General features: G+C 49.2%; 14 protein-coding genes and 1 pseudogene. 11 read left to right on the forward strand and 4 right to left on the reverse strand.

Annotated elements, in window-relative coordinates; translation table 11 throughout:
• Position 1: 1 nt before the first annotated feature.
• Positions 2-148 carry a hypothetical protein gene (locus H8K36_RS06085; protein ID WP_186915811.1) on the reverse strand — a complete coding sequence of 49 codons (147 nt, stop codon included), beginning with the start codon at positions 146-148 and terminating at the stop codon, positions 2-4.
• A 299-nt stretch (positions 149-447) separates the two neighbouring features.
• Positions 448-1,353, reverse strand: a complete 906-nt coding sequence (locus tag H8K36_RS06090; protein WP_329604202.1) for a DMT family transporter — start codon at positions 1,351-1,353, stop codon at positions 448-450.
• A 167-nt stretch (positions 1,354-1,520) separates the two neighbouring features.
• Here H8K36_RS06090 and H8K36_RS06095 point away from each other — a divergent pair, with 167 nt between their 5' ends.
• The gene (locus H8K36_RS06095) at positions 1,521-2,039 is read left to right on the forward strand and encodes a GNAT family N-acetyltransferase (RefSeq protein WP_186914602.1); all 519 of its coding nucleotides are present in this window, start codon (positions 1,521-1,523) and stop codon (positions 2,037-2,039) included.
• Positions 2,040-2,090: 51 nt separating this feature from the next.
• Here the strand turns inward: H8K36_RS06095 and H8K36_RS06100 are convergent, their stop codons facing one another.
• Both H8K36_RS06100 and H8K36_RS06105 read right to left on the reverse strand, forming a co-directional pair.
• Positions 2,091-2,924, reverse strand: a complete 834-nt coding sequence (locus tag H8K36_RS06100; protein ID WP_222611119.1) for an alpha/beta hydrolase — start codon at positions 2,922-2,924, stop codon at positions 2,091-2,093.
• Between the two features lie 32 nt (positions 2,925-2,956).
• Complete coding sequence (locus H8K36_RS06105) at positions 2,957-4,585, reverse strand: helicase HerA-like C-terminal domain-containing protein (protein ID WP_186914601.1); 1,629 nt, start codon at positions 4,583-4,585, stop codon at positions 2,957-2,959.
• Positions 4,586-4,865: 280 nt separating this feature from the next.
• Here H8K36_RS06105 and H8K36_RS06110 point away from each other — a divergent pair, with 280 nt between their 5' ends.
• The 10 genes and pseudogenes from H8K36_RS06110 (at position 4,866) to rng (ending at position 14,035) form a co-directional block, all read left to right on the forward strand.
• Entirely contained in the window at positions 4,866-5,591 is a 726-nt protein-coding gene (locus H8K36_RS06110; protein WP_186914600.1) for a YebC/PmpR family DNA-binding transcriptional regulator, read from the forward strand.
• A gap of 184 nt (positions 5,592-5,775) precedes the next feature.
• Positions 5,776-7,050, forward strand: coding sequence for a phosphoribosylamine--glycine ligase (gene purD, locus H8K36_RS06115; protein ID WP_186914599.1), 1,275 nt, complete (start codon positions 5,776-5,778; stop codon positions 7,048-7,050).
• Between the two features lie 47 nt (positions 7,051-7,097).
• Entirely contained in the window at positions 7,098-7,997 is a 900-nt protein-coding gene (hemF, locus tag H8K36_RS06120; RefSeq protein WP_186914598.1) for an oxygen-dependent coproporphyrinogen oxidase, read from the forward strand.
• Positions 7,988-8,686 carry a nicotinate-nucleotide adenylyltransferase gene (nadD, locus tag H8K36_RS06125; protein ID WP_186915701.1) on the forward strand — a complete coding sequence of 233 codons (699 nt, stop codon included), beginning with the start codon at positions 7,988-7,990 and terminating at the stop codon, positions 8,684-8,686. The genes hemF and nadD overlap by 10 nt, the downstream gene beginning before the upstream one ends.
• A 102-nt stretch (positions 8,687-8,788) precedes the next feature.
• Positions 8,789-9,475: a ribosome silencing factor gene (rsfS, locus tag H8K36_RS06130; RefSeq protein ID WP_186914597.1), complete on the forward strand. Its 687-nt coding sequence runs from the start codon at positions 8,789-8,791 to the stop codon at positions 9,473-9,475.
• Between the two features lie 335 nt (positions 9,476-9,810).
• Positions 9,811-10,281, forward strand: a complete 471-nt coding sequence (gene rlmH / locus H8K36_RS06135) for a 23S rRNA (pseudouridine(1915)-N(3))-methyltransferase RlmH (protein ID WP_186914596.1) — start codon at positions 9,811-9,813, stop codon at positions 10,279-10,281.
• 68 nt (positions 10,282-10,349) lie between these two features.
• Positions 10,350-11,780, forward strand: a complete 1,431-nt coding sequence (locus tag H8K36_RS06140; protein WP_186914595.1) for an alpha/beta hydrolase — start codon at positions 10,350-10,352, stop codon at positions 11,778-11,780.
• Positions 11,781-11,797: 17 nt separating this feature from the next.
• A pseudogene (locus tag H8K36_RS06145) lies at positions 11,798-11,890 on the forward strand (23S rRNA (pseudouridine(1915)-N(3))-methyltransferase RlmH); the annotation flags it as partial.
• Between the two features lie 39 nt (positions 11,891-11,929).
• Positions 11,930-12,541 carry a Maf family protein gene (locus H8K36_RS06150; RefSeq protein ID WP_186914594.1) on the forward strand — a complete coding sequence of 204 codons (612 nt, stop codon included), beginning with the start codon at positions 11,930-11,932 and terminating at the stop codon, positions 12,539-12,541.
• Between the two features lie 18 nt (positions 12,542-12,559).
• Complete coding sequence (gene rng / locus H8K36_RS06155; protein ID WP_186914593.1) at positions 12,560-14,035, forward strand: ribonuclease G; 1,476 nt, start codon at positions 12,560-12,562, stop codon at positions 14,033-14,035.
• The last annotated feature ends 28 nt before the right edge of the window (positions 14,036-14,063 follow it).

Below are 14,063 nucleotides of genomic sequence, written 5' to 3' on the forward strand. Positions count from 1 at the left end.
GTTACGGTGTGTAATAAGCTTCGGTCGCAAAGGTAATCACAACGATCAAAGCAACCGCTGAAATTAACACCAACAACAACCGACCGAACCGAGGGCTATCATCTCGTGGCTTGGTGGGCACCGCATCATCAATCTTGTTCTCCGCCATATGAAACTTTCTCGTATCCTCAGGATATCTCGTTGTGTTTAGGTAAATTATTCTCGACACACTCTCACGGGCTCTTCGCGAAAGACGCTCTAGTAACGAATAAAAAACTTAGTATAAGTGCTTTTCGCAGAGATAGGCAGCAATCCTAGCCCAGCGGCACAACAATTGCCCGTAGATTGCTCGATTAGCCAACAAAAATTATCTAAAAGTTATCCAAGCATTGCAATTTTTCTGTGCTAAAACAAGGAAAGAGACAACACCACTTCGAAAAAAAATGGGAATTGTCTTCGGTACTCGTTTTACTTTCTCCCCAACAGATACATACCAGCGATCACTAAGCCTGCCCCCATCATTTGCCAACTACTGACTTGTTCTTGCAAGAAAATGGTCCCCAGCGCCAGGGTCGATACCGGACCGATCATCCCAGCCTGAGAAGCCACGGCAGCACCAACGCGTTTGACTGCAAACATCGTCAAAAAGACCGGAAACACAGTACAGAATATCGCGTTAATTACAGACAAACCCAGTACTGGCAAGGGTTGTTGAAAGGTCTCGATTGGGCGCAAAATAAGAAATTGCCCTATGCAGGCCACGCTTGAAATACACATGGCGTAAGACACTAAACGCAATGAACCCAAACGAGCCACCATTTCGCCCGATTGAATCAAGTAAGTCGCATAAGCAATCGCCGAGCCTAATACCAGCCCCGCGCCCAATACCACTTGTTTGCCGTTGAAACTGAGGTCATGCATAAATACCAGCACAATGCCAAGATAAGCGACAAGCAGAGAAATCCATTGCGCCTTGCGAATGGGGCGTTTGAACCACACGGCGTGAATAAACAACACAAAGGATGGCGTCAAGAACAGAATCAAACGTTCCAACCCAGCAGAAATGTATTGCAGCCCGAGGAAATCAAGAAAACTCGATAAGTAATAACCCACCAATCCTAGGAACAAAATCCGCCAGCGGTCACTAGAAGATAGCGCTAGATTTTTACGAGACTGCCACCAAGCAATTGCCGCAAAAATAGGCAAGGAAAACATCATCCGAAACGCAATCAAGGTCACCGCATCAACGGGGTAGCGATAGATGAGTTTGGCGACAATCGCTTTCGTCGAAAACAAGATCGCCCCCGCGATTGCTAGTCCGAGACCGATCCAATGATGGCGATGAGGTGACTGCTCTGATACAGTAGAGTCCACGTGTACTTCCGATGCTAAGTGGTGAAGAGATGAGGGCTGAAGCGACCCCACTTTATAGCATTTTTCGCACATCCTCGCAGAAATTGGTCTGAAGTTCAGACCAAATCTTGTGATCGGCACTGAAAAAATCTATGCTCAGGTTTCCGCTCATTCAATCTTAACTTCTTATGACATCAGCACCCGCATTTCAGATTCGTCACGCTCAGTTAGAAGATGCGCCGGGCATTCGACAACTCTATCAAGCAGTCGCGCGCATTGAAGGCGGAATCGCCCGTGTAGAAAATGAAATTAATGAAGAATATGTTCAACATAACCTCAGCTCGGGCTTGAGCAAGGGTGTCTGCCTGGTTGCTGTGCAAGGCCAGGACATCATCGCTGAAGTGCACGCTTACCCACCTTTTCCACGAGTATTCGCCCATGTGTTATCGGACCTCACCATCGCGGTGCACCCAGATTTTCAAGGGGTCGGTGTTGGTCGTGCGATCTTCACCCAACTTTTGACAACCGTACGTGAGCAACAGCCGCATATCTTCCGTGTCGAGCTCATCGCCCGCGAGTCAAACCAGAAAGCAATTCGCTTCTATCAGAGTCTCGGGTTTGAAATTGAAGGCGCAATGAAAGGAAGAATTCGACGCCCCGACGGCAATTTCGAGGCAGATATTCCTATGGCATGGCTACGCACATAAACACATTCACAGCACTTCCAAGAATGGCGCAGAAGGCATAAAAATCGAACCTTATTTCTTAACTGGTGCGGGCGCAAACAAAGTGCGAAACGCTCTCAAGGCGGCAGGATGATAAATTGTTGCATGCGTCTCGGAGGGATATTTTTCATATGTCCACTTTAAGCCTTCAGGTTTGGCTTGTTCGAGCACATCGGCGAAATGCTGAATTACCTTCTCCATGCCTTTTTGGCCGCTGCTCGCGAAATATAAATTCTTTACGAGCTTAGGATTGGCTTTCAATTTAGCGGCAAAGTCCGCCGTCAGTTTCTCATCATTCCACCACAAACTAGGGTCAAGTGCGATATAGGTTTGAAATGCATCGGGCGATTGAACTAGCGTTTCTAAGGTGAACAAACCCGCCAGAGATTCACCAATTAATACGCGTTCCGGGGTAGTACGATAGCGTTGTTCAATTTGGGGGAGCATTTCATTGACGAGGAATTGCCGAAATTGTGCTGCCCCCCCTGCGTTTGGCAAATCACGCTTGTCGAGCGCATTATCACTTGGGCTTGTCAGATCACGACGACGAACGGTGTTTTCAATGCCGACCAAAATAAAGGGACGCATGGTTCCGTTAGCAATCGAAATCTGTATCAAACCCGAGATATGCAAGAAATCCTCTGCCATCCCACCGTCTAACATCACCATGAGCGGAAAAGAGGACGACTTATCAATGGTATAGACTTCGGGAAGATACACATTAATTCGCCGCGTCTCCCCCAGATTTTTTGACGCCAGCTCTATGCTCTCTCCCATCACCAACGGTTTCACCAGCAATTGTGCTCGCGCCTCTCCCAAGAAGCAGAGCACCATGCAGAGTGGCAGAAAAAAACGTATTAAGACCATATTAATTTCATCCTAAATGGGAGCCAAACGACCTAGCGTTTTTTCATAATGGAGCCCAACACACCGCGAATTATTTCACGACCAACTTGAGAACCAATTGTACGAACCGCTGATTTGACTAGCGTCTCTGCGACATTATCTCGACGGCGAATACCCGATCCACCAAATAAATTGCCAAACATGCCGCCCAGAGCATCGCCGATACCGCCACCAGATTGTGCAGGTTGTTGTTGCTGATTTTGCTGCGGATTTTGTGTCTGATTTTGCGAAGCAGGTTGACGCGAATTTGCGCTTGGCTGAGAGCTATTTCCCCAAGCTTGACCATCGTCAGCTGGCACAGGATGTGAACTCGCTGACGATGCAACGCGCCCTTTGAGTTTTTCGTAGGCCGATTCACGATCAACGGCTTTTTCGTAGACACCTGCCACGATCGAGGCCTTCATGATCTCAGCACGTTCTTGAGCATCAATGGCACCAATCTGCGAAGTCGGCGGCACGATGAACGCCCGCTGCACGATGTTGGGACGACCTTTTTCGTCAAGGAAGGAAATCAAAGCTTCGCCAACACCCAATTCACCGATCACTGCAGCGGTGTCTAACTCAGGATTAGGGCGGAAAGTTTCTGCCGCTGCTTGCACCGCTTTTTGGTCACGCGGCGTATAAGCACGCAGCGCATGTTGCACGCGATTGCCGAGTTGTCCCAAAACCGTATCTGGAATATCCAATGGGTTTTGTGTCACGAAATACACGCCCACACCTTTGGAGCGAATCAAGCGTACAACCTGCTCAATTTTTTGCAACAAAACCTTCGGCGCCTCATCAAACAGCAAGTGGGCTTCGTCAAAGAAGAACACCATCTTTGGTTGTTCAACGTCGCCCACTTCAGGTAGGTTTTCATACAACTCAGATAGCATCCACAACAAAAAGGTCGAATACAAGCGTGGCGATTGCAATAAATGGTCGGCTGCCAAAATATTGACGAAACCACGGCCATCGGTATCGGTTTGCATCATGTCATCGAGGTTAAGCATAGGTTCGCCAAAGAATTCATCAGCGCCCTGCTCTGCAACGGCAAGCAACGCACGCTGAATCGCGCCAATGCTGGCTGCAGAAATATTGCCGTACTCGGTTTGAAACTCAGAAGCGTTGTCGCCCAAATGTTGCAACATGGCACGTAAATCTTTGATATCGAGCAGCAACAGTCCATTATCGTCAGCGATCTTAAATGCCAATTGCAAGACGCCTTCTTGGGTTTCATTCAAGTTCAACATGCGGCCCAATAACACGGGGCCCAAATCGGAAATGGTGGCACGTACTGGATGCCCCTGCTTGCCGAACACGTCCCAGAAAGTGACCGGGCAGGCACGCCACTTCACTTGATCAATGCCGAGCTGCTCACAACGTTGTTGTAATTTGCTCGTCATTTGCCCCGCTTTTGCCATACCTGAAAGATCACCTTTAACGTCAGCCATGAACACGGGCACGCCAATATCGGAGAAAGATTGGGCCAAGACTTGTAAAGTCACCGACTTACCAGTGCCCGTCGCTCCCGTAATGCAGCCGTGTCGATTTGCCCAATCGGACAAAAGGTGCCAATCCAAAATTTGTTGGTTGCCTTGTTTATTGTTGAGGCTCTTTGCAACTAATAGCGGTTTTGACATCGTGCGCACCCAAAAAGAAAGAAGAATTAGTCGAAGATTCATCGTCATAGACGCAAACAAAGTTCACAAAACCAACGTTATTCAGCGTCATTTGCTGACCTTAAGCACCTTTTCCACTTGATTCAGGGAGAAGTTGGGGCGGTTTTGGACTGTTGCTCTATGGTAGAATAGCGGTCTTCATTATAAAACTAATCCTTTGCAAAGTTTCCATCGCGACATGAAATAGTGGTCAGCGGCAGCAGAAAAATCCGCAAGGATGCCTATTTGAGAGAGAAAGATCATGGCAGGACATAGTAAATGGGCCAATATCAAACACAAAAAAGCAGCCACTGATGCAAAACGCGGCAAAATCTGGACACGCTTGATCAAAGAGATCACGGTCGCAGCGCGCATGGGCGGTGAAGACATTGCCTCCAATCCACGTTTGCGCTTAGCCGTGGATAAAGCGGCTGACGCGAATATGCCAAAAGAAAACGTCACCCGCGCTATTCAACGTGGTGCTGGCACATTAGAAGGCGCGAACTATGAAGAAGTTCGCTATGAAGGTTATGGTATCGGTGGCGCCGCCATTATTGTTGACTGTATGACAGACAACCGCGTGCGCACTGTGGCGGAAGTTCGCCATGCTTTCAATAAGCACGGCGGGAATATGGGAACAGAAGGTTCCGTGGCATTTTTGTTCACCCACTGTGGTCAAATGTTTTTCGCACCGGGCACCAATGAAGATGCGTTGATGGAAGTAGCGTTGGAAGCGGGTGCAGATGACGTCATCACAGACGATGAAGGCGGCATTGAAGTGACTTGCCCACCGCATGATTTGTCAGCGATTAAAGATGCGTTAGAAAAAGCGGGCTTCAAACCAGAAGTTGCGGAAGTGGTGATGAAACCACAAACTGAAACCGAGTTCACTGGTGAAGACGCGATCAAGATGCAAAAGATTATTGATGCATTAGAAAATTTGGATGATGTGCAAGAGGTTTTCACTAACGCCATCATTTTAGAATGAGCATAAATCCAATTCTACGGCGCATCGCTTCGCCGCGCGTCCTCGCAATACTCTAGTATTGCTGCGGGGCGCGGCTCTCGCTGCATTCGTATAATCGAATTTCTGCATCATTCTAGATTTCGTGGTGCGATAAGATTCAAATTTGTAGCAAATATCAGTTCAACTCATATATTCAGAGTAAAAAATGAAAATTCTCGTGGTCGGCTCCGGTGGTCGTGAACATGCATTGGCATGGAAATTAGCGCAATCAGAACGTGTACAAATGGTGTTTGTAGCACCAGGTAATGGCGGCACGGAATTGGATAAGAATCTGAAGAATATCAATATTACCGATCCGCATGCCCTGGCTGATTTCGCGGCACAGGAAAGCATCGGTATTACCGTGGTCGGCCCTGAAGTGCCTTTGGCGGCCGGTATTGTGAATATTTTCCGTGATCGTGGCTTGAAGATCTTTGGACCAACGAAAGAAGCGGCGCAACTCGAAAGCTCAAAAGATTTCGCTAAAGCTTTCATGCATCGCCACCATATTCCGACAGCGGAATATCAAACTTTTTCTGATCTCCAAGCCGCGCACGATTACCTCAATCAAAAAGGCGCGCCTATCGTGATTAAGGCCGATGGTCTGGCTGCTGGAAAAGGCGTGGTGGTCGCGATGACGGCAGAGGAAGCCCATGCTGCGGTTGACATGATGTTGTCTGACAATAAGCTTGGCGATGCTGGTGCGCGCGTAGTTATCGAAGAGTTTTTGGCAGGTGAAGAAGCGAGTTTCATCGTCATGGTCGATGGTAAAAATGTCTTGCCTCTCGCAACAAGCCAAGATCACAAACGTTTGCTCGACAATGATCAAGGCCCCAATACGGGTGGTATGGGTGCTTACTCCCCAGCACCTATCGTGACACCACAATTGCATGCGCGTGTGATGCGCGAAATCATTCAACCTACGGTACAAGGCATGGCGAAAGATGGTATCGTCTTCACTGGTTTCTTGTATGCTGGTTTGATGATTGACGACCAAGGCAATCCAAAGACACTGGAATTTAATTGCCGTATGGGCGACCCAGAAACGCAACCGATTATGTCGCGTTTGAAAACAGATTTAGTCACGGTGATGGAACATGCCGTCAATGGCACGCTTGACACTATCGAACTCGAATGGGATAGACGCACAGCAATGGGCGTTGTGATGGCAGCGGCTGGTTATCCAGATGCTCCAGAAAAAGGGGCTGAAATTAGTGGCATCCCTGCGGAAAGTGCTGATTGCATTACCTTCCATGCGGGTACCGCTTTAAATGGTGGCAAATTGAACGTCACCGGTGGTCGCGTATTGTGCGTCGTTGGCTTGGGCGATTCCGTCAAAACAGCGCAGAAACACGCTTATGACGTCGTTGAAAAAATCCAATTCAAAGGCGCGCAATACCGCAAAGATATCGGCTGGCGCGCACTGAACAGAAAACACTAGTTTTACCGAACTCCTCAAACGCCAATTTATTTTTAGTATTCACATCTATGACTGACGCCGCATCTGTAAAAGACTATCTGCTAGGCCTACAAGCTTCTATCGTTGCGGCGATGGAAGAAGTGGATGGCTGCAGCTTTATTACCGATAGCTGGGATCGTCCCGAAGGTGGTGGTGGTATCTCGCGTGTGATCGAAGAAGGCAATGTATTCGAACGTGGTGGTGTGAATTTCTCGCACGTGATGGGTAATAATTTACCGCCTTCCGCTGCAGCAAGTCGCCCAGAATTGGCCGGCCGTCGTTGGGAAGCCATGGGTGTTTCGTTGGTACTGCATCCACGTAATCCGTATGCGCCAACAGTACACATGAACGTCCGTTTCTTCACAACGTATGCGGAAGGCCAAGAGCCAGTATGGTGGTTTGGCGGCGGCATGGATTTAACGCCATATTATGGTTTCGAAGAAGACGCCAAACACTTCCACCAAACCTGCAAAGATGCGCTGGTAGGCTTTGGTACAGACTTGCATCCGCGTTTCAAAAAATGGTGTGATGAGTATTTCTATTTAAAGCATCGCAAAGAAGCGCGCGGTGTTGGAGGCATTTTCTTCGACGATTTCAACGAGCAACCATTTGATCAAAGTTTTTCCATGACGAAAAGCGTCGGCGATGCCTTCGTCAAAGCTTATCGCCCTATCTTAGAGCGTCGTAAAGACCATGCGTATAGCGAACGTGAACGTGATTTCCAAGCCTATCGTCGCGGTCGTTATGTCGAGTTTAATTTGGTATTTGATCGTGGCACGCACTTCGGTTTGCAGTCTGGTGGCCGTACCGAATCAATCTTGATGTCGATGCCCCCTATCGTCAAATGGCGCTATAACTGGACGCCAGAAGCGGATAGCGCCGAAGCGCGTTTATGGACAGACTTTTTAGTACACAAGGAATGGGTATAGAAACCGCCAAGCCACAAAAAGTACAACACGCTGTACTGGTGTTTGGCGGTAGTTTTGATCCTGTGCATCAAGGCCATATGGCCATGGTGCAGCACATGGTAGAACGCTTGCAGATAGACGAAGTACGTTTAATCCCCGCGGGCCAACCATGGCAAAAAGCGCGCTTGAAAGCCAGCGCAGAACAAAGAACAAGGATGTTGCAGTTAGCTTTTGAAGACACATTAACTGTGCCTTTCTGCATCGACCAACAAGAAATCGAACGTGCCGCTGCACAAGTGCCAAGCTACACAATCGAGACCTTGAAAAATTTGCGATCTCAATTGGGTAATGCGGTCGCTCTCAATTTGCTCATTGGTGCTGACCAATTTCACAATTTCGCAACGTGGAAAGACTGGCAGCAGATTTTTAACTTAGCAAACATCGTGGTGGCGGCAAGACCAGGCTACAACTTGCAACCCGACGAATTACCCAGCGAATTTGCCGCGCTTTGGCAGCAAGCAAATGGCACTATTGAAGACCTCAAGCAATGCTCTTTTGGCAAAACCTGGCTAGAAACTGATCTGGCTTGGGATATTTCTGCAACACGAATTCGCGACGAATTGCAGCAACAAGGGCAAACCAGGGAAACCACCTCGCTTATTCCACGCAAGGTGTTAGACTACCTTCAAAGCGAGCGGATTTACAATTAGCGTCAACCTCATAGCAACCAGAAAACGAATTAACGTAAGATAGTCTTCAAACTCACGATGAAGCTAGCACCAAGAATTCAAAATTTAGATAGATAGGGCATTATGGATATCAAAAAACTGCAAACTTTAGTCTTCGACGCATTGGAAGACGTGAAAGGTCAAGACATTCAAGTCTTTGACACGACCGAAATCACTAGCTTGTTTGACCGCGTTTGCGTGGTCTCTGGTACCTCCAATCGTCAAACCAAAGCGCTGGCCGCTTCGGTGCGCGATAAGGTCAAAGAAAACGGCGGCGAGATCGTCGGCATGGAAGGTGAAGGCACCGGTGAATGGGTACTGGTCGACTTGGGCGACATGGTCGTTCACATCATGCAACCAGCGATTCGCGCTTACTACCGTTTGGAAGAACTATGGGGCGGCAAAGAAGTCAAAATGGGCGCGGCTAAACGCACTTCCAAAATGACAGCAGGCCCGATGGATGAAGAAAAACCAAAACGCTCCCGCTCCAAAGCAGCACCAGTCGAAGTCACGCCAGATATGATGGCGATTCAAACGACCTTGGAAGACGAGAAAAAACCAGCACGCAAACCACGCGTCAGCAAAGTCGCGGCAGAATTAGCTGGCGAAAAACCAGCCCGTAAAACTGCAGCTAAGCCACGTGCGACAGCAGCAACACCGAAGATCCCTTCCGGTGGTCGCGTCAAAGTAGCGGCAACCAAGACAGCAACGGCTTCTGCCAAAGAAGCTGCAGTGAAGAAGGCGACTACACGTCGCAAGACAGCGGAATAGGCTGGTCGGTTGTGGATTTGTGAAAGAGGAAGCCTGTTGGCTTCCTTTTTTTATGGGTGTTTGATTTGATAAGAGTTTCGACTTGATTCGCGCCCAAGGTTCACTAGCATTCGCTGGCCGGGTGTGGCCCGGCGGCCACTCACTTTCTTTGCTTCGCCAAAGAAAGTAAGCAAAGAAAGGAAGTGGCTGTCGGCCCCCCCCCGACCTACAGACAGACGTGCCACTCCCAGCCAACAAAATATGAGATTCCCACCTAGACAAGAAATAACAAACACTGCAAGCACAAACCACCACAAAGTATAATCACACCCAACACAGTAACCTCCCCCACCATCATGCAACTCATCATCGCCGCCGTTGGCCACAAAATGCCGTCTTGGATTGAAACTGGTTTTCAGGAATATGCCAAGCGCATGCCGCCTGAGATTCGGATTCATTTGAAGGAAATCAAGCCGATTGAACGTTCGGGAAGTAAAACCGCTGAAACCGTGATGGCGCTCGAGAAAGAAAAGATTGAAGCAGTAATTCCTAAGAATGCTCGGATTATCGCTTTAGACGAACGTGGCAAAGACCTAACATCGGTCGGTTTAGCAAAGCAGCTAACCGATTGGCAACAAGATGGGCGGGATGTCGTGTTTGTGATTGGTGGTGCCGACGGATTAGATGCAGAATTCAAGGCAAAAGCCGATGGCTTGATCCGTATTTCGAGTTTAACTTTGCCACATGGCATGGTGCGTGTATTATTAGCAGAACAACTTTATCGCGCTTGGTCAATTACCCAGAATCATCCTTACCACCGGGTCTAATTGTAGCCTTCTTATAGCCCTCGCCACGCTCGATTTCTTTTCTGTGTCTTCGAACGTGGGGTGATGCCATGCAGCTGTTCCGTTCTGTCTTTTTATCCGCTTGTCTCGGACTCGCCTTATTGTCTTTTTCCACGTCACCTGCCCGCGCGCAAGAAGCGCAGGTCGACGAAAAGCATGATCTCAGCATGCGCGCCATGATACGCCTCGTGCATGAGAAGCCCGCGCAATTTAACAAACTTTGGGCAGAACGACGTCGTCTCCAAGAACGTACTCTCTCTCCCAAGCTTGCTCCCAATCTGCGTGATGACGAACGCAAAGCAGGGTTGCAGAATGTGCAATGGCAATGGGCTGCAGGCTTAATCAACTACCCTTACTTTCATCAACGCGAGACTGGCGGAGTGGTTGCCGCCAATTGGAAGCCCAAGCGGGATGCGATTAAGTCCATCCAGTTCAATGATGAAGCAGATATAGAACAAAGCAATTTCCAGCTCTTAATTCAAGCATGGCTGCACGACGAAGCGGGCAGATTAGTCAAACAAGATCCAGAACTGCAGCGTGGCGACAACCGCTGGTTGCGCGCCAACTTTAGTGCACTCGACAAGGCCATTACCAGCAACAAAGCGAAGGCCCATTTCAAGAGCAGGTTGTTGGCAGAACATATCGATGACAATGGCCCTAAGAATGTCTTGCCGCAGATTTTGAGTGCAGAGAAAAATGGAGTGTCATCGGAACAGATCGCGAAGTTCCGCGCCGCCTACGAACAAGAGACGCAAGCGCCAAAAGACCACGTCGCCTACACATACCAAACTGTTGATGGCGTAGATCTGCAGTTGCACGTCTTCCCCGCCAAAGCTGACACCAAAGATGCCCCAGTGTTCATTTGGTTTCATGGAGGCTCATGGAGTACGGGGCATTGGAGTTATTGTCCTGTGGTCTGTCGCACCCTGCAAAACCGTGGATTTGTCGTGGTACAAGTGGAATACCGCACCTCACAACGTTTTGACGGCACGCCACTGAATGCCCTCGCCGATGCCGAGCACGCCATCGACTGGACGATCGCCCACAGCCAAGAGCTTGGGATCAATCCAAAAAAGCTGATGGTCGGCGGCTTCTCGAGTGGCGGGGCGCTAGCCTCGCAAATGGCCGTACTCAATCATACGAAAGTAAGCGCTGCGGCCTACATGTCTGGTGGTTTTAATCCGTCTAGAGATACGTGGTACAACAGCGTGGTGGGCCCACTGCGCGATACCAAACAACTATCCCCACTTCTGATGGTCAACCGCAGCAGTCCGCCACAAATCCTATTTCATGCCAAAGATGATGAAATGTGCGCTTATCAAGATGCGCAAAGCCTTGCTTCCAAATTGACGGCACTTGAGATACCGAATCGTTTAGTCAGTTTCGAACAAGGTGGGCATTTCTTTGTTTTTAAAAACCCGGCAGACCGCCAACGTATTTCCAGCGAACTTTTGAGTTTTGTTGAACAGCTCAAATGGTAACAGCCGTCCGTCGTTTTCCTTTGCCACATGGCATGGTGCGTGTATTATTAGGGGAACAACTCTATCGCGCTTGGTCGATCACGCAAAACCACCCTTATCATAGGGTTTAAGGAACGTGTCCCGCCAAGCTCAGCATCAGGATTTTGGCCATGGGCTACCAACAGAAAATTTATCTTGCTTCGAAGAGCCCACGCCGGCGTGAACTCTTGCGTCAAGTCGGTATCGACTTTGAAGTCTTGCTCTTGCGTGATTCAGCACCGCGCGGCCCCGATGTAACCGAAATCGTGTTGCCGGGCGAACTGCCTGATGTCTATGTGGCGCGTGTCACCCAAGAAAAAGCCGTCGCCGCTTGGAACGCCATGTTGGCACGGCATCTACCGCCTCGACCGGTGTTGGCGGCGGATACGACCGTTGTCATCAACCAGAAAATTCTTGGCAAACCCGCCGACCGCGACGCTGCCATCGCCATGCTGAGCCAATTGGCTGGCAGCACACATCAAGTATTGACCAGCATCGCAGTCAAATATCAGCATCAATTACTTCAATGTACTCAACGCTCAGAAGTGACGTTCGCGCCCCTGAGCGACGCACAGATCACTGCCTATTGCGATACTGCCGAGCCCTACGATAAAGCAGGCGGCTACGGCATCCAAGGCATGGCAGCGCGATTTATCGAACATATCAGCGGCAGTTATTCAGGCATCATGGGGCTTCCCTTGTTTGAGACCTGCGAATTACTGCAAAGCTTCAAGAATTCTTAAATACTCGAATCGACCATCATGAGCGACAATCTCTTAATCAATATCACGCCGCAAGAAACGCGCGTCGCCCTAATTTTTCAGGGCGCCGTGCAAGAATTGCACATCGAACGTACGCTATCGCGCGGCTTAGTCGGCAATATTTATCTCGGCAAGGTGGTGCGCGTGCTGCCTGGCATGCAATCAGCCTTCATCGATATCGGCTTAGAACGCGCTGCGTTTTTGCATGTCGCTGATATTTGGGATGCTCGCCCACAAGGGCACGAAGGCAATCCCAATAACGTGCCACTAACACCGATCGAAAAGCTTTTGTACGACGGACAATCGGTCACGGTACAAGTGGTGAAAGACCCAATCGGCACCAAAGGTGCGCGCCTGTCGACACAAATTTCAATCGCTGGGCGCATGCTGGTGTACTTGCCACAAGATTCGCACATAGGCATTTCGCAACGTATCGAAAACGAAGAAGAGCGCGAAGCTTTACGCACGAAAGTGCAAGGCATGATGCTGGAAGGTGAAAAAGGCGGCTTCATCGTCCGCACCATGGCCGAAGACGCTTCGGAAGAAGACCTACGTACCGATATTGAATATTTACGCCGCACATGGTCAACGATTACCAAACTCGCCAAAACCAAACCACCCTGCAGCCTTTTGCACCAAGATTTAAATCTGGCACAGCGTGTCTTACGTGATTTCGTCAACGAAGAAACCGATACCATCCAAATCGATTCGCGCGAAAATTACAACATGCTGCAGGACTTTGCACGCACTTACACTCCGTCGGTGCTGCCGAAACTACAGCACTACACGGGCGAGCGTCCACTGTTTGATTTGTACGGCGTAGAAGAAGAAATCGAACGTGCACTCGGCCGTCGCGTCAATCTCAAATCGGGCGGTTACCTCATCATCGATCAAACTGAAGCGATGACCACCATCGACGTCAACACCGGCAGCTTTGTCGCTGGTCGCAATTTTGATGACACGATTTTCAAAACCAATTTGGAAGCGGCAATTGCGATTGCCCGCCAACTGCGTTTACGTAATTTAGGCGGCATCATTATTCTTGACTTGATTGACATGGAAAGTCAGGAGCACAAAGATGCTGTGCTCGCCGAACTCAACAAAGCGCTATCACGCGATCGCACCAAGCTCTCTGTTTCGACCTTCTCTGCCTTGGGTTTAGTTGAGGTCACCCGCAAACGCACACGCGAATCGCTCGCCCACGTACTATGCGAACCCTGCCCTGCATGCAGCGGCAAAGGCCAAGTCAAAACCGCTCGCACTGTCTGCTACGAAATTTTGCGCGAACTCTTACGCGAAGCGAAGCAATTCAACCCACGCGAATTCCGCATCATGGCTTCACAAGTCGTGGTGGATATGTTTTTGGAAGAAGAGTCACAACACTTGGCGATGTTGGGTGACTTCATTGGAAAGCCGATTTCACTGCAAGTGGAAAATGTGTTTCATCAGGAGCAGTACGATATTATTTTGATGTGATTCACTAGACTTGTGAAACGAGTGAATC

It is taken from the genome of Affinundibacterium nitidum, assembly GCF_014284155.1.
Taxonomy (GTDB): Bacteria; Pseudomonadota; Gammaproteobacteria; order Burkholderiales; family Burkholderiaceae_D; genus Undibacterium; species Undibacterium nitidum.